The sequence below is a fragment of the Pseudomonas sp. P4_C4 genome (assembly GCF_056402055.1).
Genome location: NZ_JBFUID010000021.1, coordinates 42,412 through 66,504, shown reverse-complemented (window position 1 = coordinate 66,504; position 24,093 = coordinate 42,412). Strand labels below are relative to the sequence as shown.

The following is a 24,093-nucleotide window of genomic DNA, read 5'->3' as shown; positions in this document are numbered from 1 at the left end:
GGTCGTCTCCCCCCTGCTCAAACGCGCTCGAAGATCGCGGCAATACCCTGGCCGCCACCGATGCACATAGTCACCAGGGCATAACGGCCCTGGGTACGATGCAGTTCATGGACGGCCTTGGTGACAATGATCGCTCCGGTGGCACCGACCGGGTGGCCGAGGGAAATGCCCGAGCCATTCGGGTTGACCTTGACCGGGTCGAAGTCGAGTTCTCGAGCCACGGCGCAGGCCTGGGCGGCAAAGGCTTCGTTGGCCTCGATCACATCCAGGTCGGCGACCTTCAGGCCGGCACGTTGCAGGGCCAGGCGGGTTGCCGGGATCGGCCCCAAGCCCATCAACACCGGATCGACACCGGCATGCGCGTAGCTGACCAGACGGGCCAGCGGGCGCAGGTTATCGGCCTGCACCGCCTCCCCCGTGGCCAGGACTACCGCCGCCGCGCCGTCGTTGAGTCCCGAGGCGTTACCGGCGGTGACCGTGCCGCCCTGCTTGAATGCGGTCTTCATGCCCGCCAGTTGCTCGATCGAGGTGTCGCCACGCACATGCTCATCGACCTCGAACAGTTGCGAGCCTTTACGCGTTTTGATTTCAACCGGCACAATCTGGCCGGCGAAACGTCCTTCGGTAATCGCACGCGCCGCACGCTGCTGACTGACCAGCGCCAGGGTGTCCTGCTCTGCGCGGCTGATGCCATGCAGTTCGGCAATATTCTCGGCGGTAATGCCCATGTGAATCCGCTGGAACGGGTCGTGGAGGGTGCCGAGCATGTAGTCCACGGCCTGCATATCACCCATGCGGCCACCCCAGCGCGCGCCTGGCAGCAGATAAGGGCCGCGGCTCATGGATTCGGCACCGCCGCCGATAGCGATGTCGCAGTCACCCAGCAGCAGGCTCTGCGCCGCCGAAATGATCGCCTGCAGACCGGAACCGCAGAGGCGATTGACGTTGAATGCGGGTGCTTCCTGGGGGATACCGGAATTCATCGCGGCCACCCGGGAAATGTAGGCATCTCGCGTCTCAGTGGGAATGACATTGCCCATCACCACATGACCGATACGTTCGGCGTCACAACCACTGCGCTGCAGGGCGGCGCTGACCGCGGTCGTGGCCAGTTCGCATGGCGGGGTATCTTTGAGCGTACCGCCGAAGGAACCGATTGCAGTTCTGACAGCGCTGACGATATAGACTTCGGGATTAGGCATAGGAGACTCCGGTGGCATTGAGATCCAACTGATGCGTAGACTGCGCACGCTATGGCGGCGCACTGCCCAGGCGTGGGGTAGTCTAGGGAGCCGATGAACACTGGCCTATGCCGAAAATTACTGATTTGGCTGATACTTTTTGCAACCCCCAGGCAACTGACCCGCAGCGAGCGAGCGTTATGCAAGAGAAGGATTCAGTGGCCGTGTATTTTGCCCGTGCAGCGCTTTACGGGCTGCACGGGCAACCCGAGCGGATTGCGGTGGTACTGGCCGCGGCGGGTATTCCCGAACAGCAACTGAGCGACAAATCGGTACGCATCGCCGCCTCGGCCTTTGCCAGACTCTGGCTGGCCGTCGCCCGGGAGCTCGACGACGAGTTCCTCGGTTTCGACTCGCACGGGATGCCGACCGGCAGCTTCGCCCTGATCTGTCGGAGCCTGATCCAGGCCGACAACCTCGGCCAGGCGCTGCTCCAGTGCCTGAGCGGCCTCGGTCTGTTCTTGCGGGATATCCACGGCAGCCTGTCGGTACGCGGCGACCGTGCCGTGATCCGCCTGCACAACCGCCAGCCAGACCCGCAGGCGCGCAGCGTCGCCGAGGAAACCTACCTAACCGTGGTGCTTGGCCTGCTGTGCTGGCTGGCGGGCCGACGCATCCCCATCGACAGCTCGCAATTCACCCACCCGCGACCGGAGCATGGTGACGACCACTTGTTCTGGGGACCCAACCTGACCTTCGAGGCCACCCATAGCGAAATCGAGTTCGCCGCCAGTTATCTGGAGCTGCCGCTGGTACAGAACCTGGCGACGCTGAAGACCTTCCTGCGCACCTCGCCGCAATGGCTGATCGTGCGTTTCAGCAATCGCCAGGGACTGAGCGCCGAAGTCTACAAACAGCTGCGCAATTGTCGCTACGAACATTGGCCGACCCTGGCCGACATGGCCGAGGAGCGCGCCCTGAGCATCGCCAGCTTCCGCCGCCAGCTGCAGCGAGAAGGTTTCTCCTTCCAGGAGCTCAAAGACGAGGTACGCCGCGCCATCGCCTTCGAGTGCCTACGCAACACCGACCTGAGCATCACCGCGATCGCCGAGAAGGCCGGCTTCTGCGAGGCCAGTGCGCTTCACCGGGCGTTCAAGCAGTGGACCGGAGAAAGCCCTGGCTATTATCGGAAGAAGTGGCACAGCAGCGAATAGTCCCAGAGGGATTCGTCGAGCATGAAGCAGGGAATTCGCACCAAGGGTAAAGCAGGGTTATGCGCCCTGTTCATTACCCTCCGTTAAAACTGTTGCAGGCTCGCGGACACTAGCAGCCGCTCGTGCAGAATCCGACAGGGCGAATAGACTCGGACGGCGTTGACTAAAGGAAGTTTTTCACCGAGCTCGCACTAGACCGCTAAAAGCAGAGCTGTCAGAACACAGTTACAAATGCCTGAACAAGGCTGCAGCCAGAATTCCGGCAGTAATCGCCAGGAGCGGCTTTTTCACAATCAGCATCGTGATTGCGGTGGTAAGTAATGCCAGTCGTGCCCCGCCACCACCGTTCAGGGCCATCGGCGCAAGTAGCGCAATCAAGACGGAACCGGACATCGCCGTCATGAACGGCTGAACCCGGTAGTGGATGGGTACAAACGACATGACGAATACCCCACCCTCGGCACACGAAAGCATGCCAATGCGGAAGTTGTGGCTCGTATTTTCTGATTATTCGGCAGACTAAATAGGATGGCTGCCTTTTCGCAAACACACACGAGCAGAGTTAGAGGGCGCACTCGACCGCATCCAGGCTGGATTCGGAAATGATTACAACCTGACTTTTTGTTGAACACTTAACTCCTTGATCAGCTTGGGTGTCGAATTTTGCAATTCGACATAAGGCGGGGAAAAACGACATACAGTGCCGGCACTGTTACTGATTCCCTGTGGCCATGTCCATAAGCCGCGTGTAGCCGGCCGGCAGCTGCCTGCTATGGCTTGCCGGTTAAGAACTATTGCAGCCGTTCAGCGGTAGCCGCGATTAAAATCAAGCCCAAAATCACACCGGACAAGGTCGGGGCAATTCAGGCGCCCGCCCCAACTGGTGCTGGCGGCGATAGAGCGCCGGGGTGCTGCCGGACCAGCGCTGGAAGGCGTGAATAAAGGCCGCCGACTCGGCATAACCCAGCTGCCCGGCAATGGCCTCTACCGACAGCTGGCTGCTTTCGAGCAATTGCCGCGCACGGGCAAAGCGCAGCTCTTCGAGGATGCGCCGGAACGAGGTGCCTTGGCTGCGTAGCTGATGGCGCAGGGTCCGTTCGGAAAACCCCAGGGCCGCGGCCACCTCGCAGGCCGTCGGAAAACCCGCGGTGAACAGGCTCAGGTGCGCACGCACCTGATCGGCCGAGTTGCCGCTGGCCTGCTCCTGTTGCAGCCCCAGTAGCAGCTKGTCGCACTGCCGGCGGTAGAGCGCATTGGCGCTACGATCGCTGCTGGGCAGGCGCAACTGCAGGTGTTCATTGCGCATCCAAAACCGCGCAATGCTGGCGTCAAAGTGCACCGGGCAGCCGTAAAACTGCTCATACACCTGGGCCTCGGCCGGCTTGGGATACGGCAGGTCAACCTGAATGGCATACAGGTCCATGTTCAGGCTGGCTTGAACATCGAGGATCAGCTTGTAGGTGCCGGCCATCTGCATGTCGATCAGCATCCGTCGTGCGGGTTCGGCCAGCGGCAGTGACGCGAGGGTCAGGGCGCTGACTCTCTCCCCGGGTTGAAAGCTAACCTCGCTGAACAGATAGGTCAGTTGCTGGTAGCGGATGCCGCAATACAGAACTTCTTGGGCCGTGTCGCAGGTCAGCAACAGCAGGCTGAGGGGGCCATAGCCGGCAAAGCCGACGCCGTTGCCGATACTCAGACCGACGCAGGGTTGATTCAGCTCCCCGGCCAGCTCGCATATCAGCCGCAGCTCCAGGCTGCGATCGATCCGCGCATCCGGCGCCAGATGCTCAAGATCCAGGCCGTAGCGTTGCAGCAGCGGGGAAACATCCACGCCCTGCTTGCGCAGGCTGTTGAAGATGTAGGTGAGTCCAAGGATCGAATGACTGGCCATATTGATTTTATTGTCTTGCCGAAACTATCAATTTATTGCCAACCCTAGCATATCTCTCCTATTGGGTGGCTCCTAGACTGGCGACATTGCCATTTATCCCTGTCAAGGAGCGCCCATGCACAAGTCAGCCGCAACCAGCACCAGCAAGATTGTCGATGTGGTGATTATTGGCTCGGGCTTTGGCGGCCTGGGCATGGCGATCAAATTGCGCGAAGCCGGTAACGACAACTTTGTCGTGCTGGAAAAGGCCGGCGATGTCGGCGGCACCTGGCGCGAGAACAGCTATCCGGGCGCGGCCTGTGATGTGCAATCGCACATGTATTCGTTCTCCTTTGCGCCAAAAAACGACTGGAGCAAACGGTACGCAGAGCGGCAGGAAATTCAGCAGTACATTCTCGATACCACGGAGAAGTTCGGTATCCGTCCGTTTCTGCGCTTCAATCGCGAAGTGTGCGGCATGCATTTCGATCAGGCCAAGGGCCTGTGGACAGTCGATACCGCCGCCGGCGAGCAGTTTGTCGCGCGCCATGTAGTGCTGGCTTCGGGCCCGTTGCATGTGCCCTCGATACCGACGTTTCCAGGGCAGGAAAATTTCAAGGGTAAGATTTTCCATTCGGCGCAGTGGGATCACGACTATGACCTGAGCGGCAAACAGGTGGTCTCGGTAGGCACCGGTGCCAGCACCATTCAGTACGCCCCGGAAATTGCCCGCAAAGTGGCCAGACTGAGCATTTTGCAGCGCACCCCGGCCTGGGTGATTCCGCGTGACGAGCGGGCGTATGCCGATTGGGAAAAACGCTTGTTCGTCAGCCTGCCGTTCAGCCGCACCTTGCACCGTGCACGCCTGTACTGGAGCAACGAGTCGCGTGCCTGGCCGCTGTTTGCGCCACGGGTAGCGGCAGTTATACAGAAACTGGCCAAGCTGTTTATCAACGTCAAGGTCAAGAACCAAGCGCTGGCCAAGGCCCTGACGCCGGACTATTTGATCGGTTGCAAGCGCATCCTGATTTCCAACAAGTGGCTGCCGATGTTCAATCGCGACAACGTCGAGCTGATCGGCGCTGGCATCAAGGAGTTGCGCGAGCACTCGGTGTTGTTGCGCGATGGTCGTGAGCTGCCGGCCGATTGCATCATTCTCGGCACCGGTTTCGTCACCGACCCCCGCATCTACATGAAGGATTTTCCCTGCACCGGCCTGCCGGGCCACGACCTGACGCAGGACTGGAAAGAGAGTCCGGAAGCCTATTACGGTACGACGGTGACCGGCTTTCCGAACTTCTACCAACTGCTCGGCCCCAACACGGCCCTGGGGCATAACTCGGTCATCTTCATGATCGAAGCTCAAGTGCATTACATCATGCAGTGCCTCAAGCGCCTGCAGGAGAAAGGCGCCGACTATCTGGACGTGAAGCCGCAGGTGCAGCGCGAGTTCAACCAGAAGCTGCAGGCCAAATTTGTCGGCACCGCCTGGTCGTCCGGCTGCACCAGCTGGTATCAGCAGGCCGGTGGCAAGAACGTGCTGATCTGGCCGGGTGCCACATGGCGCTTTTGGCTGCAGACCCGGCGGGTGCGCGATGCGGACTACGAGTTCGTCACCTGCGCCAGCCAGTCGCAGCCAGCCGAGCTGTTGGACGCGGAGCCCAGTGCAGCGTGAGAACCACATTGATTAGGCTCTGTACCAGTTACGTATTGAAGGCCAAATTGTAGGGTGGGCTCAGGAGCGCAGCGAACGGTCCACCGTTTGGCTACCGTGAATTGACGCTGTACTGCCTGCCGTGCCCCATCGCGGCTAAAGCCCCTTCTACAAGGTGTGCGGCGCTCAACACATAACTGGGACATAGCCTAAATCTTGCTGACGCCGATGAGCGGCTTTGAAAATTTTCAGACGCCAGAGATATACATATCGAGCTAAACGCGTAACGCTCGGAGAGCCTGTCTTTGCGCGACATCTTGAGTGCTAAAAGTGCGTGGCTCACCCGCCACCATTACCCAGAGAGAAACAACAACGCCCAGTAACCATCACCCAAACTCGCTTATCACCAAGGACTTTTGGCTCGCCGAGGCCTACAACATCCTCGGTGTTCTGACGTTCTCGCAGTTCTTCACCAATACCCTGCTCTCAGTAAACGACCCGGCTATTTTTGAGCGGTTGCCGGCGCGGTCGTCGATCACTTCCAGCAGGTCATACCGAGCCCCCTCCTCCAGCGGGACCAACGCCCAGTCGTCCAGCACCAGGACGTCGACCTTGGCCAGCTGTTGCAGGGCGGGGCCGAAGCTGCCGTCGCCGTGGACGATACGCAGTTGCTCCAGCAGGCGTGGGGTGCACAGGTACAGGCTGCTGTAGCCCTGGCGGCAGGCCTGGTTGCCCAGGGCGCAGGCCAGCCAGGTTTTGCCGGCACCGGTCGGGCCGGTCAGCAGCAGATTGTGCTGCTGGCGGATCCAGTTGCCGCTGGCTAGGCTGGCGATCAGGCGCTCGTCCAGGGCGCGGCCGGGGCTGCGGTCGAGATACTCCAGACAGGCGTTGGCGTACTCCCGGTTGCCCCGCAAATTGCGGCGGCGGGATCGCCAAGCGAGTTGCTCAGACGCCGGCCCGACCTGATTGCGGCCGAGCGTCGTTTGGCCGCCTCGAACGCCATAATCGGTATCGCCCTTGCTGAGTATTATCCCAAGCTATCCCTGAGCGGGCTGATCGGCAGCGCGACATCGGTGTCCAGGGGTAACCTGTTCAGCAGCGGTGCCAGCCAGACCGCCGGAGTGCTGGGCCTGCGCTGGCGGCTGTTCGACTTCGGCCGTATCGACGCGCAAATCGACCTGGCCAAGGGGCAGGAAGCAGAAATACTCGCGGCCTATCGACTGGCCGTGCTGCATGCCACTGAGGATGTAGAAAATGCCCTCTCGGCCCTGGTCAAACGCGAGGAGCAGGCGACCCTACTTGCCAGGGGAGCCGATTCGCTCGGCCAAGCGCGCAACGCGTCGTTTATGGCCTATCAGAAAGGCGCTGTCAGCCTGATCGAGCTCTTGAATGCCGATGAAACCTTGCTGCGATCCACCGATACCCGCGCGCAGGAGCAGACGGAATCTGCACGCGCAGCAGTCGCCGCCTTCAAGGCCTTGGGTGGTGGCTGGAACGCCCCTCCGGTGGTAGCAGCCAAATAAGGCAGGCGACGCCGTTGGATCGGAGCCAGTCAATGAAACATCAACATTCACTTCCACTCGACGCCATCCAACCAGCACATCTCGATGCTTGAGCAGATTTTTACTGCAACGCACACATCGCAGAACTGCTCGCAATTTCGCTCTCAAAACTCCTGACGGCCCCAACGCACTACTTGGCTCAGGCCGGACAAGAAACTGCCGAGGAACACCCGGAACAGGTCAGTGCACTGCTGCTGAGCTTGCTTGCCGAGCCGTGTTTCGGGGCGACGCCAACACAGGCCCTTTGCAGCAGAGCCCGCGTTGCCGGTCTGACTCGGCGCAACGCCGAGCATGGTTCAGGATAGGAGCCGCGAATCAGCCGGTGATCTCTTTGCCGAAGATGGCGCACGCGATCACCATCTTCTGGATCTCATTGGCCCCTTCGTAGATCTCGGCAATCTTGCAGTCGCGGTAAATCTCCTTCACGCGGTAGTGCGAGCCATCGGTGGCAATTTCGCGCATAAAGCCGTAGCCGCCGAAGATTTGCACCGCTTCGCGGGCGAACTCGCCGGCCAGGTTGGTAGCGTACCACTTGGCCATCGCAGCCTCAGGCTCTGGAAACGCCAGCCCCTCATCCATGCGCAGTGCCGCCTTGAGGTAAAGGTTGCGGGCATTCTCGATTTCGGTGGCGCGCTCGGCCAGCTTGAACTGCCAATGCTGGAACTTCCCGATGGCCTTGCCGAAGACGCGACGGGTCTTGAGCCGCTCGACACTGTGATCGAACAGTGCCTGAGCCATGCCGGCGCAGCTGACGGCGATTGCTACCCGGCCGAATGTGAGCATCTGCAGGGCGATCTTGAGGCACTGACCGGGCTGGCCTACGACATTCTCCGGGGGCACCTTGACGTCGTCGAAGTAGATATCTGCCGTCAGTTGACCATGATTGCCCACCTTCTTGTCCGGCTGGCCCACGCGTTCACCGGGCCAATCCAGCTCGACCACCAGTTCGGTCATGCGCTCGCCATCGACGCACAGCAGCACGACGAAATCGGCGACCGGCGAGTTGCTGATGAAGCGCTCGCGGCCATTGACGATGTAGCCATCCTCGGTGCGGATGGCGATGGTGCGCATGGCCTCGACGCTCAGGTCCAAGCTGGCGTCAGGCTCGGTGGTGGCGAAGCTGCCGATCTTCTCGCCCTTGAGCAGAGGCGTGAGGTAGCGCTGCTTGATCGAGTCGGAGCCATGCTTGAGGACGCCACCGGCAAGAATGCAGTGCACATCGACTATCGCCGCAACGGAGTTCGAATGATAGGCCAGCTCTTCTATCATCACCGCGGTCGCAGTGGCTGGATGCCGAAGGCCGCGCCCCCCCGACCTCGGCCGCGAAGGGAGCGGGCTGAGCGGCAAGCGGGCCATGCTGGCGATCAGTGTCGGCGGACAACCGCACATGCTGGTCGAGGGCGGCGTGCACGGCGACTTCAATGCCATGCTGCGCCCCATCCTGCCAGGCACCCTGGCCTAAACCGGAATGACCGTACTGCCGCCCTTCGTCGCCTACCATGTGCCCTACATCTCGCACGAGGCACGCTTGGAACTGCTCGATCAATACCGCCAGCACCTGCGCCGACTGGACCAGTTGCAAGCGCTGCAGTTCGTCAGCCTCAACCAGTTCGACGAGCATCTCAACCCGCTGTAGCCCCAAGCGACAATGCCGGTATCGAGTAATACGGGCATTACTACTGGATTTACTGCTCCAGGCCACGCCATAGACCTTTTCGTGCAGCTTGCCGGAGGCATCCAACCAGCCCTTGCAGTAGCCGGCATCGGCCAGACTGCGGCTCTGTGGGTCAGCCTGGTTGAAATCCCGCCGGCGAACAGGCGCACATTCATGCGCGGCCCAGTAATGCCATAGGTCTCGCCGCGCTGCATCGCGTCCCAGATCGACTCGCGGGTTGTCGATGCCCAGCGGCTTGAGGGTGGTGAAGGGATCGACTTGCGCCACCTTGTCACCGTTGTCACGGAAGATGACGTTGCGGTGCAGGTTGTTGGCACCCGTGTCCGAGGTCTGCTCGTAACCGAGCAAAGCCGTGAAACGACCCGGTTCATTGTAGTCCTCACCTACACTCACCGACTCCTGCCAGGCATTGCTGAAGGGCTCGGAGCCGGGTACAGGCACCAGCTGCTTGGACAGGGTGCCATTACCGTAACTGGTGATTAGTTCCATCGCGGCCTGAGCGCACTGGCTTGGCCAGTGCGAATCATTTCACGCAACTTGCGCTCCTGTTCATCGGCCATGAACGGAGGATTACGCTGTCAGCCCGATCAATGTCCAGCGCCCGCGCCTCACGCCCGGCCATTTCCTCAAGCACATAGTCGCGCACCAGGCCCTCCAGCTCTTCGCCCGTCTGCGCTCGCCGCCTGCCCTTGAGGACGTTGTCCTGCAGCGCGGCGAGGCGGCCAGGGTCGACAACTCTCTACTGATCAGCCGTCGGCTCGCCCGGCACGCCGAACAGCAGGAAATGCAGCAGTGGCTCGCGCAAGGTGCGCTGCAGCAAAGGAACGCCAGCGGCGCTGAGCGGTGCAATTCACATGGTCTCTCTCCCCAATCGGTGTAACGCCGGAGGCGAGGTTTTCGCCCCTGCCGTTATGCGCGGCAGCCATTTCAGCGCCGCGCTGGCTTCGTCGGTTTAGGCCTGCCGGACGCAGAGCTGCGCCCGGTACAGCGCACTTACTTGGTCGCCATCACCGCCGCATGCTGATGCGCCGGCTGCAGGGTGTCGGTATCGGCGACGTCCGGCTGGATGCAGACGAAGGCAGGCAGGCCGTCCTCGTGGGCATAGGCCGGCAGGTTGGAGTTGGAAGTACACACGCGGCCATCCTGGGTGAACTCGAAGTCACGGAACCAGATCACCCGGTTGGGCATCGGGTAGGCAATGAACTTCTTCTGCGCCGGGATATAGCGCATCACCCGATCGGTATTGTTGGTGGCGATCCACACGTCGCCGTGTTTGTCGACGTTCAGCGCATAGGGGATCTCGTACTCGTTCGCCGCCAGCAGAGGCAGCGCGATGCTCTCGAAGGTCTTGCTCTGGGTGTCGAAGCGCATCAGGTAGCCCTCGTCGAAAGACGGAATCCACAGGCTGCCATCCGGCCCGAAGCGCAGGCGGCGTGGGCCCTTGTGCGGCACGTCGTACTCGGTGACCTCATGGGTGACGGGGTCGATGTGGCCGATCTTGTTGGCCAGTACCTTGCTGTACCAAACGCCGCCATCGAGCGGATTGATATCAATGCCGTAGGGCCAGTTGAACACGTTGCGGCCGCCGTTGAGCCACTTGTGGTGCGACAGCGCCAGGTGGAAATTCTGCTCGGGGAACCAAGCGGAGATCTTCAGCACGACGCCGATGAAGGTGTCGGTGATCCAGCGCAGCACGCCATTGTGCGGGGTTTCGATTTCAGTGAATTGCTCGGTCTTGGTGTCGAACTTCATCACCGTGTTGGAGATCAGCACGGTGAACCAGACATTGTCATCATTGTCGACGCGGATGGTGTGCGAATACAGGCCCTTGCGCCAGAGGAAGCCCTGCGGGATCGGGTAGAGCTTCCAGGCCTTGGTCGCCGGGTTGAACATGATCAGGTTGCTCGACAGCGCGCCGGTGAAGAAGATGCGCCCGTCGGAGATCTGCGCGCCGCTGTGCGGGCCGTGCTTACCGGTGAAGATGCCGATCGGCATCTGCATGCCGCGGAAGTTGCCGCCCTTGACCTCGTCGGTCACCGGCATCTGGTAGGTGTCGATCTGCCCGCTCTGGCGATCGAGGATGTACACCTCGTCGCGGCCTTCGTCGATGCCCATCAGCTTGTCGTCTGCCAGTACCATGGTGTCGTGCAGGAAGGACAGGGGCGTGGCCGCATGCCACTCCTCGACGCGCGCCTTGGCCAGTTCGGGGCTGAATTGGTGGCTCTGGATCGCCTTGATCGGCTTGCCGTCGTAGCCCTCGGCGAACATCTTGGCGATGCTCTTTTTCTCGCCATAGGTCAGCGTCGCCAGATAACCTTCCATGCGACTGATTGTCCCCCCCCACTGCTCCTCGCTGCGCGGCGTGCGAGTCAGTGCGTTGCCCTGCTGGTGGCAGAAGCTGCACTGGGAAATGAAGGCTTCCTTGGTCGACGCATCCGGGAACGGCAGGGTCGCGGCATGCGCCGAGGCGGTCAGGCTGTTGGACAGCTCCTCGGCCGAGGCGATCTTGGCCACGCGAAAATCCAGGCGCTGCCGATCGGCAGCGGCCAGTTCCAGCGGCTGCACGATATCCTTGAAATAGGGGGTGCGCGTGCGCACCTGCAGCTTGCCGGCGAAGCCGGTTTCCAGCGAGTAGCGGCCGTCGGCGTCGCTGTAGACGGTTTCCTTGCGGTTACGCGCTTCGTTCCAGACGGTTACCATGCTGCCGGCGACCGCTTTGCCATCGTCAGTCATGACGTGGCCGCTGAGAGTGGCGGCGCTGGCGCCGGCACCGAATAGCAGGGTGAGCAGACCGAGGGAGTAGGCTGATTTCATTTGAGGCATCTCGCTCAACCGAAGTGATAGAAGTAGAAGTGCAGCCCGGCGACGATCGTCACCGGCATGACAATGCTCAAGACGATGTGTTTGCTGATGAATTTCAGGATATGCATGCTGTTTTTCTCCAGATTCATGGGGTGACCAGGGGACATGCTCAGTTCGTCAGCTGGCGGCGCAGGCCTACGAGCGCAGCATTGAGCTTGTGTTCGAGCAGATAACGCAGGGGCACGCCCAGGCCGGGGATGCGCGTACGGAAGCGGATCTGCCAGTCGACGCGCGTGCCGCCGCGGCAGGGGGTCAGGCGCACCTCGCCTTGATGGCAATACACCAGCGAGCCCTGGAGCACGCGATAGCGATAGCCCCGGTTCGGACTGAACTCGGTGATCTGTTCGTGAATGGCGCCAAATAGCGAGTTCAGCACCCGTTCGGCGCCGTAGCCGTTGACCTCGCCGGCCCCCGGCTTGACCAGGCGGCACTGCCCCAGCCCCGCCCAGCGTCCCAGTGCCTGGTGGTCGCTGAGCAGGGCGAAGACCCGCTCTGGCGCGGAGGCGATTTCGATGCTCGCGGCGCAGGCCTGGTTGTCGGCGAGCGGGCGCCGCTCGCGCGGCAGCGGCAGGAAGCCGAAGTCACGATGCCCTCTGCCCGGGCGGGCCCACATGAACTCGTAGGAAAACCCCAGCGGATCGTTGACGTAGACGCAACCGGCCAGCGGCATATGGATCGGCCGGCAATTCGCCTTGGCGCCCGCGGCCAGCGCCCGCTGGTGCATGGCGTTGACGCCATGGCGGTTTCGCGGATCGCCAAAGCAGATGTTGAGGATGCCCTGGTCGTTGATCCGGTAGCCCGCCTCGCGGGGCCGCCCCGGAGCGCGGCCATACTCGACGATCTCCAGCAACAGGGTCGGCCCGCCGAATACCCGGCGCCTGGCGCCGGCGTCCGCCAGTCCCCACAGCGCTTCATGGGCATCGTCGTGCAGCTGCAGGTCGTGCTCAGGCACGCCCAGGCCGCTGCCGACGAACGCGCTGGAGCCGGCCAAATCCGGAGTGGTCATGCTCACGTAACGGATCGCCACCGGGCAGTCCTGGCGACCACGAAGGTTCTCCTCGGGTAGTGGATCCTGCTCCAGCAACTCGACATAGACCCCGTCGGGGTTGCGCACGCATACGCGGCGCGCACCGGCTGCGCCGAGCGGCGCCGTCAACGGCTGGGTACCGAGCGCGACCAGACGGGCCAGCGCCAGGTCGAAATCGGCCACCCAGACGCCCATGCGGCTATAGCCGATGTCGTTGGGTTGGCGATCGGCCGGCATCAGGCGCGCCATCGGCCGCTCGTACTGGAACAGCTCCAACTGACACCAGTCGTTGCGCCCGACCAGGCACCAGCAGGTCATTGCCGCGCCGGGCAGGTCGACGATGGTGGCGCTCAGCGGGCCGCGCATCATCAGGCGGCTGCCGCCAGCCGGGAGGAAGCCCAGACCGTCGCACCACCAGGCTTCGGTGCGGCGCAGATCGACCACGCTGAAGGCGATCTGGTTCAACGGCAGGGGCAAGGGCGAACGTGCGTTCAAGGTCGTCGTCCTGTTCATAGCTGGGCCACCGCGCTTTGCGGGTCGATCAGGATCTTCGCGTGCTGCTCCGGATCCTTGAGGGCGTCGAACGCGTTGGCGACCCCGTCCAGGCCGACGGTGCCGGTGATCATGGGCGCACAGTCGACCTTGCCCTCGGCGATCATGTGCAGGGTGTCGCGGTATTCCAGCGGCGAATGGCCGAAGACGAAGCGCAGGTCGATCTCCTTGTGGATCGCCAGGGCCGGCTCGTAACGGTCGACCTGCATGCACACACCGACCACCATCACCCGCGACAGCAGCGGCGCGCCATCGATGATCTGCTGCAGCAGCCCGGGCAGGCCTACGCACTCGAAGATCACCGGACGCTTCGGCGCCCCGACACCAAGCTTCTCGGCCAGGCGCCAGGCGATGTGCCAGGGCACCGGCAGCTTGCCGAGCTTCTCGCGGGTGCCCAACGAGAGTTCCAACAAGCTGGGCAGATCGCGGATGAAATCCTCGCCGGGACGCTCGGCGTAGGGCGAGCCCTCGCGCGGATCGATCAGCACATCGGCCCCGCACCGCTGCGCCAGGGCACGCCGCCCGGCGGAGAAGTCGCTGGCCACCACGCGCTCCACGCCCTGCGCCTTGAGCAGGCAGATCAGCGCCAGGCCCACCGGCCCGCAACCGATGATGATGGCCACGTCCTTGCGCTGAATTTCGCTGCGGCGTACCGCATGCCAGGCCACCGCCATCGGCTCGGTCAGGGCCGCCATCTCGGCCGACAGGCCATTGGGTACCGGCACCAGCGCCGACTCCTGCAACAGCATGCGCTCGGCGTAGCCGCCGGTGGCCAGCGGCGACAGGCCGGCCAGGTGGATCGCAGCCCCGATACGCAGGACCGGCTGGGCCACCACCCGGGTACCGGGCTTGAGTTTCTTGTTGCACCCGGCGCCGTACTCCAGCACCTCGGCACATAGTTCATGGCCGAACACCACCGGATCGCTACTGGACGGCAATACCTTGGCGAAGCCGACCTTATCCACCACGGCCTTGAACTCGTCGCAGTGGTGGCGCATGTGCAGGTCCGAGCCACAAATGCCGCAGCGCAGCACCTTGACCAGTGCCTGACCCTTGGCGGGTACCGGCTCCGGCAGCTCGACGACCTGCAATTCGGTGTTCTGGCAAACAACAGCTTTCATCCACTATCTCCGGAATGTTGGATGGGGCCGGGCAGCGGCTGCGGCCAATGTAAGTTAGTGCGCAGGGCGCGGACCCAGGCCGCGGCCAGGAACAGCAGGCCAGCGCTGAGCCGGGCGGTTCAGCGCAGCAGCAGGCGCAGCAGACCCTCGGTGAGACGCCCATAGGGGGGTTTGAGCAGGAAGCTGCCATTGAAACGGGCCTGGTAGAAGATTGGCCGCATCTTGCTGAAGGTCTGGAACCCCTCCTGCGCGTGGTAATGCCCCAGCCCCGAGTTGCCGACACCGCCGAACGGCAGGTTTTCCTGTAGCACGTGAAGCATCACGGTGTTCACCGAGACGCCTCCTGAGAGAGTCTTCCTCAGCACCTGCTCAACCCGCGCCTCGTCCTCGTCGAAGATGTACAGGGCCAGCGGCCGCTCATGCGCATTGATGTAGTCCAGGGCTTGCTCCAGCTCGCGATAAGCGAGCACCGGCAGCAGCGGGCCAAAGATTTCCTCCTGCATGATCTGCATGTCGTCGCGCACATTCAGCACCAGGTGCGGTGCCAGCTTACCGGCGCGGCGCGCCTCCTCGGCATCAGCCAGCGCCACGACTTGCGCGCCCTTGTCGTGGGCATCGGCGAGCAGAGCCTCGACCCGGGCCAGCTGCCGGGCATTGATCATGCAGCTGTAATCCGGGTTGCTGCCAAGCGGCCCCGGGTAGTAACGGGCCACGGCTCTCCGCGCCTGCTCGATGAACTGCTGCTCGCTACCCTCGGGCAGGAACAGGTAATCCGGCGCGACACAGGTTTGCCCGGAGTTCAGGCACTTGCCCCATAGGATGGTCTCGGCGGCGCGCTGCAGCGAAAAGCCTGGCGCCACCAGGGTAGGCGACTTGCCGCCGAGTTCCAGAGTCACGGGGGTGAGGTTCTCACTGCAGTTGCGCATGATCTGCCGTCCGACGCCCGGCGAGCCGGTGAAGATCAGGTGATCGAACGGCAGGCGGGAGAACTGGTCGTTGATCCCGGGTCCCGGCTGGATCACTGCCACCAGATCTTCCGCGAACCGCTCGCCCAACAAGCGCGCGAGCAACGCCCCGTACTGGCTGGAGTCGCTGGCGATCTTGATCATGGCGCGGTTGCCGGCAGCCAACGCACCACACAGAGGCCCCAAGGTCAGGTACAGCGGATAGTTCCAAGGCGCCGCAATACCGATCACCCCGAGCGGCTGCGCCAGCACAGCAGCACGCCCAGGCTGGAACCACAGACCGACCCCGCGCTTGTGCGGCTTCATCCACTGTTTTAGGCATCTGAGCGCGTGGTTGATTTCGCTCACCAGGCCAAAGATGTCGAGCAGCTTGCTCTCGTGGCTGGAGCGGTGGCCGAAGTCGGCGGCGATGGCTGCGGCGATCGCATCGGCATTGTCCAGCACCACCGCCTTGAGTGCCTGCAGGTTGGCCCGGCGCACCGGGTACGACGGATAGCGCTCGCCGGCGAAGGCGGCCCGCTGGCTGGCGAAGACCTGGCGCATCTGCTCGACGGCCGGCCCGACTTGTTCAATCGACATGAGAGGAACTCCGAATAAGGGGGGGGAATCATCTGGGGAGGCTCCGCGACAGCCGGCAGCTCTCGCGTAGCTTCGCCGCCAGCCATGGTTCAGCTGCGACTGCGACGCAGCGCGCGGACCCAGGCCACAGCCAGGAACAGGATCAGCAGGCCAGCGCCCAACTGAGCATGGGCGGGATCAGATCGCCCTTCTTCTGCGCCGGCCAGGGCAGGTTCTGCTCCAAACTACTCATGTAACCGTCGATCTCGTCGGCGCCGAGCATACTGCCCGGCGTGTGCCACTGGGATAAGACGAGAAGGCGAGCAGCAGATGCGCCGTCAGGGTCAGTTCGAAACGATAGGTTTGCATGTGAATTCCTTGCTCAACGCAGGCAGTCGAGTAGCAGTGGATTGAGTTTTTCCGGCGCGTGCAGCTGCAGCCAGTGGTTAGCGCCGTCGATGCGCTCGTAGCGAAAAGGGCCGTCCACATGGCGCGCGGTGTCGCGCATCTGCCCTTCGGTCAGGAAGCGGTCGCCGCTGCTGTAGATGCCGCACACCGGCACCCGGGCCTTGGGCCAGGCGCGCGGCAGGATCACGCCGGGGTTGGCACGGTAATAGTTGATGCCGGCCGCGAGGCGCCCCGGCCGCGTCAGGGCCTGCCGCCAGTGGCCAAACTCCTCGGGAAAGTCGGTGACCTTGCGGAATAACCACCAGAAGCCGGCCTTCAGCAGCCACTCGGGAAAGCCGCGCAGTTGGAACATCAACACGTACCAGCCCTTGAGTTTCTGTGCCAAGCCGCCGCTGCCATAGGCCGCCGGATGGCCAACCGACAGGGTAATGTAGCGCTCCACCCGCTCGGGATGGGTCAGGGTAAAAAACCAGCCCTGCATCGCACCCCAATCGTGGCCGACCAGGCGCACCCGCTCGATGCCGAGCGCATCGAGCAGCGCACGCAGGTCCGCCACCAGCAGGTCGCGGTGGTAGTCGGCGACCCGGCTTGGCATCTGCGACTCGCCGCAGCCGCGGGTATCCGGGGCGATCACCTGGTAGCCGGCCGCGACCAGCATGGGGATCTGCTTGCGCCAGACTGCATGAGTGTCGGGAAAACCATGCACCAGCAGCACCGGTGAGCCTTCGCCGACAATCAGCACGTTCATTTCCAGGCCGTTGATCTGCAATCTGCGCATCGGATAGTCCATCTCGTTCAATCTCCCAGGGCGTTGGCCAGGCGCTCTGGCAGGTGGCTGAGGAAGGAAAGCACCAGCGCCCACGGGAAGGCCCATACCACGCCCGACTTCACGCGCTTGTCGATCCGCGAGGCCATCTCGCCCGAGGAGGCGCCGGTGATCGCCGCGGTGGAGGCCGTGTCTGTGTGCATGGGGCTAATCCTCTTTCTTAGATATGGTCTAGGGTGGGGCGATACGTGAGACCCTGGCGGGTCTCAGTCGATGGCCATCACCGAACGCGCCTGCTCGCGCAGGACGAACTTCTGGATCTTGCCGGTGGATGTCTTCGGCAAAGGGCCGAAGACGAACTGCTTGGGCACCTTGAAGCGGGCCAGGCGCTCGCGGCAGAACGCGCTCAGCTCCTGCGCACTGGGCACATGGCCATCGCGCAGTTCGAGGAAGGCACAGGGCACCTCGCCCCAACGCTCGTCAGGAGTGGCGACCACCGCGGCGGCCAGCACGGACGGGTGGCGGTAGAGCACGTCCTCGACCTCGATCGAGCTGATGTTCTCGCCCCCGGAGATAATAATGTCCTTGCTGCGATCCTTGATCTTCACGTAACCATCCGGCTCTACCACCGCCAGGTCGCCGCTGTGGTACCAGCCACCCACGAAGGACTCCTCGGTGGCGCGCGGGTTTTTCAGGTAGCCCTTCATCATCAGGTTGCCGCGGTGCATGATCTCGCCCACGGTCTCGCCGTCATGGGGGACTTCCTCCATGGTCTCGGAATCGCGCACGCTGATGCCTTCCTGGCAGATGCTGCGCACGCCCTGACGCGCGCCGAGACGAGCCTGCTCCTCAAGTGGCAACGCATCCCACTCCGGGTGTTTGGCACATACCGTAGACATACCATAGGTTTYGGTGAGGCCGTAGCCATGGGTCAGGTCGAAGCCCAACTGCTTCATACCCTCGACCATCGCCATCGGCGGCGGGGCACCTCCGGTTATCGCCGACACCCGATGACTGATACCCTCGCGCCATTCAGCCGGCGCATTGATCAGTAGCGACTGCACGATGGGTGCGCCGCCATAGTGGCTGACCCGGTGCTCGCGGATGGCCTGGAAGATCAGTTGGGCGTCGACCTTGCGCAGGCACACGTTGGTGCCGGCATTGGCCGCCAGGGCCCAGGTGAAGCACCAGCCATTGCAGTGGAACATTGGCACCGTCCACAGGTAAGTCGCATGCGGCGGCATGCCCCAGGTGACGATGTTGGACAGCGCACTGAGGTAGGCGCCGCGGTGGTGGTAGACCACGCCCTTGGGATTGCCGGTGGTGCCCGAGGTGTAGTTCAGGCTAATCGCGTCCCACTCATCGCCCGGCAACGACCAGGCGAACTGCGGGTCGCCACTGGCGATGAACGCCTCGTACTCGTAGCTGCCGAGCTGTTCGCCGGGACCGTCGTATTCGCTATCGCAGACATCGATGATCAGGATGCCATGGCCGACCCTGGGCAATGCCGCTCGGATGGTCGTGGCGAACTCGCGGTCGGTGATCAACACCTTGGCCTCGCCATGCTCGAGCATGAAGGCGATGGCCTCGGCATCCAGGCGGGTGTTGAGGGTGTTGAGCACAGCCCCGCACATCGGCACGCCGAAGTGGCACTCATACATTTCCGGGGTGTTGGCCAGCATCACCGCCACCGTGTCCTCTTGCCCCACACCGGCAGCCGCCAACGCCGACGCCAATCGACGACAGCGCGCATAGGTCTCGGCCCAGGTATAACGACGCTGACCGTGAATCACCGCCGGACGCTGCGGATAGATGTAAGCCGAACGCTCGATGAACGTCAGCGGGCTCAACGCCATGTGGTTGGCCGGTTGCTTGTCCAGCCCTACGCGATACGGACTCATACGACACACTCCTCGAATACTGCGTTGTTCACTGAAATGGCATCAATCTCGCCATCCTGGCGAATGATCGAAGCACTGGGTTTACTTCACCAAACGGCACGTTCAGCGCTGCGTTTGGGGGCGGTTCAAGCGGACTATCTCCGTCCACAGCTGCTCGACCTCCGCCCCATGGCGGGCGTAAATAAAACCGGGCTGACCGCCAGAGGTAGGCGATACCCACCTTGAGCAAACCAGGCTCCAGATCGTCCGCCCCTGCCGGCAGCGCGATCAACAGCACAGGGAGCAGCCAGCCCGTGAGCGGGACCTTCTGCAGTGGCGCCGAACTAGCATCAGTAATGCTCTGGACCAGCAGGACCAACGCCTGGGCACACCGGCTCGTTAAGCGAAGGCCGCTGCAGGTCAGGCGGGATGCCAGCAAGGGGTGCTGCCAGGATTCGAGCGTTCATGGGGTCTCCAGATGCCTGTGCAATTGGCGCGGAGGGGGAGCAGCAGTCAGCCATACCCTTCGACGTTGCCACCATAGGCCGCCCGGACTGCGGCTCCGCCCCCCTCGATGGGGGGGGCGTCGGAACCCGATCAGACTCGGCGCAACGAACGTCTGGACTTCTGTTCGTCGGCAATGGCCAAATGAAAAGATCGCATCGCGTGCCGGCAGCATCGCCAGCCGGCGGAAACGGATACAGAATGGTCCGACAATAAGAACCGCCAGCGGCGCACCGTAGCCAGCTGGAGACCGCACTCCGTCAACCGTGAGAACAGCACTTGAGCCTAGTGAGTACCGAACCCGGGTTGGTCCTGAAGGCCACCCCGCCGCGCTTGCAGAAGTCCGCCACGGCGCGCCCCCGGCTGAGCCTGGACTCCGCCGAGCTGGCCGACAAGGCAGTGATCGCGCTGCAGGCACCGGCGGGCTTTGGCAAGACCCAACTACTCGCCCAGTGGCGCCGCGACTGGCTGGCGCAGGGCGGCGTGGTGATCTGGCTGGCCCTCGACGAGCATGATGATCCGCTGCGCCTGGCTCACGGCCTGGCCGTTGCCAAGGCGGTCGGCAGCGGTCGACCAGTAATGCCCCAGAGTAGTTCCAGCCTCTTCGGCAAGGGCGCCGACGACCTCGACGACCTCGACGAGCTGACCAGCTGGCTGGCCGAAATCGCCGACCTGGGTGCCGAAACCCTGCTGATTCTGGATGACGCGCACAGCCTGCCGGAGGCGACGGCACGCCACTCGCTGACCTACCTGCTGCGCAACACACCCGCCAACCTGCGCGTGGCCATGGCCTCGCGCGGACGCATGACCCTGCCGATGGCCGACCTGCTCGCGCAGGGTTACTTCGGCGTGGTCGGCGTCGATGACCTGCGCTTCACCCTCGACGAGACCCTCGCCCTGCTCGCGACGCGCTTCGGCCAGCGCCTGGAACTGGACGACTGCGCACACCTGCACGAGATCACCGAGGGCTGGCCGCTCGGCCTGCAACTGACGATCTCGGCGATCGAGCGCAGCAGCGACCTGCACAGCGCCATTCGCGACCTGGCCGTGAGCAATGGCAATCGGCAGAATTTCTTCATCGACTCGCTGCTGTCCCGCCTCTCGCAGCAGCAGACCGACTTCCTCACGCGCATCTCGCTGTTCGAGATGGTCCATCCGCAACTGTGCGTCGTCTTGCTCGCCGATGAACGCGCCGCGGCATGGCTGCAAGAGCTGCTGAGCAGCACTCCGATCCTGATCGAGGGCGTGGACAGCGATTGGTTGCGCATCCATCCGCTGGCCCAGGAGTTGCTGCGCAGCCGCTTCGCCGCACTGCCCGAAGCAGAGCGTCAACTGCTACACCAGCGCGCCGCCGAATGGCTCGCTGGCCATGGCCTGCCAGAGGCCGCCGCGCGCCAGGCACTGCTGGCCGGGCAAACCAGGCAAGCCTATGCACTGGCCGAGAGCTGCCTGTACGAATTGATGTTGCGCGGTCACTTTACCCGGACGCTGGACTGGATCGAGCAACTGCCCAGTCACGAAGTCGAGCGGCGTCCGCGCCTGCGCCTGGTCGTGGCCTGGTCACTGGCCTTGAGCGGGCACCAGACGCAGGCCGTGCAGATGATCGAGCAGGTCGGCAGCGACCCGAACGCCAGCGCAGAAGAGCAGTGCGAAGCGGCGGCGATCCTCTCGACCGCCGCCTTTTCCGCCGACCACCCCGATTCCTCGCAGCAGATCATCGAACCCTGGCTGGACAAGGCGCCCGCCTTTTCCATCAAGTTGCAGGCCATCCTGGCCAACCACAGGATTCGCCTAGCCCTGGCGGCGGGGCATACCGAGCGTGCCCGCCATTACTGCCAGAATGCGCCGCGCTTCGAATGGACCTCCGGCATGGATGCCGTACGCGGCCATCGCGACTGGCAGTTCGGCTTGTCGTATTTCTGGGAGGGCCAGATGCTCAGCGCCGAGCGGGCGTTGCGCGCCAGCCTGAGCCAGGCCGACCAGGATATCGGCCGGCGCAGCGGCATCGCCTTGCTGATGGCCACGACCCTGGCCAACGTGTTGCTCGAACGCGACGCCCAGATCGAGGCCAGCACCGTACTCGCCAATCGCCTGGACTTGCTGGCGCGCCTGGCCGCCCCCGAGGCGATCGTCCAGGGCTATGTCAGCGCGGCCCGCCTGGCGGCCCTGCAGGGGCAGACCCACCGCGCCCACGACCTGCTCGACGAACTGTTCGCCATCGGCGAGACCCGGCAGATGCCACGCCTGTGCATCAGCGCGCTGGCCGAACAGCTGCGCCAGCACGCCCTGCGCGGCCACAGCGAAACCTGCCAGGCCCTGTGGCAGCGCCTCGACCAACTGCTGCCCGACTTCGTCCGCGAACCAAGCGGTCTGCTGGGCCCCGAACTGGCCCTGTACGCACAACTCGGGCATGTCTATGCCTGCGTCTCCAGCCATGACTGGAGCGGCGTACTGGCGCTGCTGGAGCAGGCCGCGCCACTGGCCGAGCGCCTGCGCCGTGGCCGTGAAAGCGTACAGATACTGCTGCTCCAGGCACTTGCCCGCCAGCGTCTCGGCGAGGACGGTGTGCCGGCCCTGCGCGAGGCCGTCAGTCTGGCCGAAGAATACGGCCTGCTGCGGATTCTCGCCGACACCCACCCGGACCTGCCGGCCTGGGCGGCCCAGCTACAGGGCAATGCCCCGACGGCCGCCGTGCAGCCACCCGCCGCAGCGCCCGGCCCGCCCCGCAAGCACTCGACGGTGAGCGTCTCGCCGAGCCGGATGCTCACCCCCAAGGAGCGCGAGGTCTTGCAATTGCTCGCGCGCAACATGTCGAACAAGCAGATCGCCCTGGCCCTGGAGGTCGGCGAAGAAACCGTGAAATGGCACATGAAGAACCTGTTCGGCAAGTTCCAGGCCGGCAACCGCAAGCATGTGCTCGATCGCGCCTATCTGCTGGGCATTCTGCAGCCCTAGCAGCCTCTCCCCGACCTCTTGCACAGCCCCCCCCATCGCCGGGGGGGGCAAAGTAGTGCGCCGGGAATAATCTCGATCCCATGAAGAACCGCCGGCAGGTCTGCTGACGGCTCGGTGCGACGCCGATTGCAGCGTCGCGCTATCGACCTCGGGACAGAGACGATGACGCACAAGGTACTGATCGCAGGTGTTGGCATGACCCCGTTCACCGCATTGGGCAGTGGCAATGCCACTGAACTGACCAAGTCGGCGGTGAACCTGGCCTTGGCCGACACGGACCTCGATCTCGATCTGATCGACCAGACCTTTTTCGCCTGCGTGCACTCCGGCTCGGGCATCGGCGAGCGCTTGATGGCGCCTCTCGGACTGATCGGGACCAGCCTGGTCAATGTCCGCGATGGCTGCGTCTCTGGACATGCAGCCTTTCACCTGGCGCGCCAGAGCCTGCTTGCGGGCGAGGCCGAGTGCGTGCTGGTGGTTGGTTGTGAAGCCATGCCGGCAGGCATTTCCAGCCGGGCGTTCTTCGATCTGGGCGAACGCGCGGGCAAACCGCAGGACCTCACGGCGGAAAACCATCAAGCCCTCGAACAGCTGGAACGACGGCAACATCCGGCAGAACTGTTCGCCGCCCAGAACAGCCATCTGCTCACCGGTCTGGGAGTCTCGGAGGCCATCTACGAACAGGTTGTGCTGGGGGCCAGAACCCAGGCACGCCTCAATCCCTATGCCCTGTTCAACCAGCTGGATGAGGTCGATAGCTGGCTTGCCCCTTACTTGAGTGCCCCGGCATGCGGTGCCGCCGTCCTGATCCTGTGCACGCCGTCGTTCGCCCAGCGCTACGGGCTGCGTGCCGATATCGCCTGCCTGGTCAGCCTGCGCGGCGGCGAAAACGATGCCGACCAGGAGTCGTTCAGTGCACTCGACGTGCTGGGCCGCGCCGCTACCCGGCGCCTGTCGACCCGTGCCTACGAGTTGGCCGGTCTCGGCCCGGAAGATATCGACCTGGTCGAGCTGCATGACCAAAGCGTCGGCGACTACCTGATCAACTGTGCCGCCCTGGGCTTCTGCCGTGAGGATCAGCTCGCCGCCTTCGCCCAGGGCCGGCATAACGGTGACCGCGGCGGTGTGGCGGTTTGCCCGTCCGGCGGCCTGCTCGGCCGCGGCCACGCACCCGGCGCCACTGGTATCGCCCAGTTGGTCGAACTGGTCTGGCAACTGCGTGGCGTGGCGGGTCCTCGTCAGTTGAGCAGGGCCAGAACCGCCCTGCAGCACAGCACGGCGTTAGGCCGCGCGGTCTCTCTCAGCATCCTGCAACGGCTTTCCCCGTAACGGCCGTTAG

At 63.5% G+C, this 24,093-nt stretch carries 16 protein-coding genes and 5 pseudogenes; 6 read left to right on the top strand and 15 right to left on the bottom strand.

Annotated features, from left to right (window positions below):
* Positions 1-17: 17 nt before the first annotated feature.
* A complete protein-coding gene (locus AC1DXW_RS13270; protein ID WP_477760076.1) occupies positions 18-1,202 on the bottom strand; it encodes an acetyl-CoA C-acyltransferase family protein in 1,185 nt (394 codons plus the stop codon).
* A gap of 179 nt (positions 1,203-1,381) precedes the next feature.
* Here AC1DXW_RS13270 and AC1DXW_RS13265 point away from each other — a divergent pair, with 179 nt between their 5' ends.
* A complete protein-coding gene (locus AC1DXW_RS13265) occupies positions 1,382-2,395 on the top strand; it encodes an AraC family transcriptional regulator (protein ID WP_477753234.1) in 1,014 nt (337 codons plus the stop codon).
* A 225-nt stretch (positions 2,396-2,620) separates the two neighbouring features.
* Here AC1DXW_RS13265 and AC1DXW_RS13260 read toward each other — a convergent pair.
* Positions 2,621-2,851: pseudogene (locus AC1DXW_RS13260) on the bottom strand (AzlD family protein); the annotation flags it as partial.
* 382 nt (positions 2,852-3,233) lie between these two features.
* Positions 3,234-4,286, bottom strand: a complete 1,053-nt coding sequence (locus AC1DXW_RS13255; RefSeq protein ID WP_477760075.1) for an AraC family transcriptional regulator — start codon at positions 4,284-4,286, stop codon at positions 3,234-3,236.
* Positions 4,287-4,401: 115 nt separating this feature from the next.
* Here AC1DXW_RS13255 and AC1DXW_RS13250 point away from each other — a divergent pair, with 115 nt between their 5' ends.
* The gene (locus AC1DXW_RS13250) at positions 4,402-5,940 is read left to right on the top strand and encodes a flavin-containing monooxygenase (RefSeq protein WP_477753232.1); all 1,539 of its coding nucleotides are present in this window, start codon (positions 4,402-4,404) and stop codon (positions 5,938-5,940) included.
* Positions 5,941-6,350: 410 nt separating this feature from the next.
* Here AC1DXW_RS13250 and AC1DXW_RS13245 read toward each other — a convergent pair whose 3' ends face one another.
* Positions 6,351-6,833: an ATP-binding protein gene (locus AC1DXW_RS13245; RefSeq protein ID WP_477753231.1), complete on the bottom strand. Its 483-nt coding sequence runs from the start codon at positions 6,831-6,833 to the stop codon at positions 6,351-6,353.
* Between AC1DXW_RS13245 and AC1DXW_RS13240 the strand changes: the two are divergent.
* A pseudogene (locus tag AC1DXW_RS13240) lies at positions 6,810-7,442 on the top strand (TolC family protein); the annotation flags it as partial. The gene AC1DXW_RS13245 and the pseudogene AC1DXW_RS13240 overlap by 24 nt on opposite strands.
* 354 nt (positions 7,443-7,796) lie before the next feature.
* Here the strand turns inward: AC1DXW_RS13240 and AC1DXW_RS13235 are convergent.
* Positions 7,797-8,837 (bottom strand): acyl-CoA dehydrogenase family protein, encoded by a 1,041-nt coding sequence (locus tag AC1DXW_RS13235; protein ID WP_477753236.1) that lies wholly within the window; start codon positions 8,835-8,837, stop codon positions 7,797-7,799.
* Positions 8,838-8,949: 112 nt separating this feature from the next.
* On the opposite strand from AC1DXW_RS13235, the gene AC1DXW_RS13230 reads away from it, so the two are divergent.
* Entirely contained in the window at positions 8,950-9,117 is a 168-nt protein-coding gene (locus AC1DXW_RS13230; protein ID WP_477753238.1) for a hypothetical protein, read from the top strand.
* A gap of 39 nt (positions 9,118-9,156) precedes the next feature.
* Here the strand turns inward: AC1DXW_RS13230 and AC1DXW_RS13225 are convergent.
* The 10 genes and pseudogenes from AC1DXW_RS13225 to AC1DXW_RS13180 all read right to left on the bottom strand — a co-directional run.
* A pseudogene (locus AC1DXW_RS13225) lies at positions 9,157-9,360 on the bottom strand (DUF3604 domain-containing protein); the annotation flags it as partial.
* A pseudogene (locus AC1DXW_RS13220) lies at positions 9,297-9,527 on the bottom strand (DUF3604 domain-containing protein); the annotation flags it as partial. The pseudogenes AC1DXW_RS13225 and AC1DXW_RS13220, both read right to left, overlap by 64 nt.
* A pseudogene (locus AC1DXW_RS13215) lies at positions 9,471-9,645 on the bottom strand (DUF3604 domain-containing protein); the annotation flags it as partial. The pseudogenes AC1DXW_RS13215 and AC1DXW_RS13220, both read right to left, overlap by 57 nt.
* A 504-nt stretch (positions 9,646-10,149) precedes the next feature.
* Positions 10,150-11,970: a carboxypeptidase regulatory-like domain-containing protein gene (locus tag AC1DXW_RS13210; RefSeq protein ID WP_477753230.1), complete on the bottom strand. Its 1,821-nt coding sequence runs from the start codon at positions 11,968-11,970 to the stop codon at positions 10,150-10,152.
* A gap of 157 nt (positions 11,971-12,127) precedes the next feature.
* On the bottom strand, positions 12,128-13,540 hold the full coding sequence (locus AC1DXW_RS13205) for an SRPBCC family protein (RefSeq protein ID WP_477753229.1): 1,413 nt from the start codon (positions 13,538-13,540) through the stop codon (positions 12,128-12,130).
* Positions 13,541-13,554: 14 nt separating this feature from the next.
* Entirely contained in the window at positions 13,555-14,718 is a 1,164-nt protein-coding gene (locus AC1DXW_RS13200; RefSeq protein WP_477753228.1) for a zinc-binding dehydrogenase, read from the bottom strand.
* A 119-nt stretch (positions 14,719-14,837) separates the two neighbouring features.
* Positions 14,838-16,262: a coniferyl aldehyde dehydrogenase gene (locus AC1DXW_RS13195; protein ID WP_477753227.1), complete on the bottom strand. Its 1,425-nt coding sequence runs from the start codon at positions 16,260-16,262 to the stop codon at positions 14,838-14,840.
* 361 nt (positions 16,263-16,623) lie between these two features.
* Positions 16,624-17,427: an alpha/beta fold hydrolase gene (locus AC1DXW_RS13190; RefSeq protein WP_477753226.1), complete on the bottom strand. Its 804-nt coding sequence runs from the start codon at positions 17,425-17,427 to the stop codon at positions 16,624-16,626.
* Between the two features lie 17 nt (positions 17,428-17,444).
* Complete coding sequence (locus AC1DXW_RS13185; protein WP_477753225.1) at positions 17,445-17,618, bottom strand: hypothetical protein; 174 nt, start codon at positions 17,616-17,618, stop codon at positions 17,445-17,447.
* Between the two features lie 63 nt (positions 17,619-17,681).
* Positions 17,682-19,316: an acyl-CoA synthetase gene (locus AC1DXW_RS13180; RefSeq protein WP_477760074.1), complete on the bottom strand. Its 1,635-nt coding sequence runs from the start codon at positions 19,314-19,316 to the stop codon at positions 17,682-17,684.
* 771 nt (positions 19,317-20,087) lie between these two features.
* On the opposite strand from AC1DXW_RS13180, the gene AC1DXW_RS13175 reads away from it, so the two are divergent.
* A complete protein-coding gene (locus AC1DXW_RS13175; RefSeq protein WP_477753235.1) occupies positions 20,088-22,754 on the top strand; it encodes a helix-turn-helix transcriptional regulator in 2,667 nt (888 codons plus the stop codon).
* 162 nt (positions 22,755-22,916) lie between these two features.
* On the top strand, positions 22,917-24,083 hold the full coding sequence (locus AC1DXW_RS13170; protein WP_477753223.1) for a thiolase C-terminal domain-containing protein: 1,167 nt from the start codon (positions 22,917-22,919) through the stop codon (positions 24,081-24,083).
* Positions 24,084-24,093 lie beyond the last annotated feature (10 nt).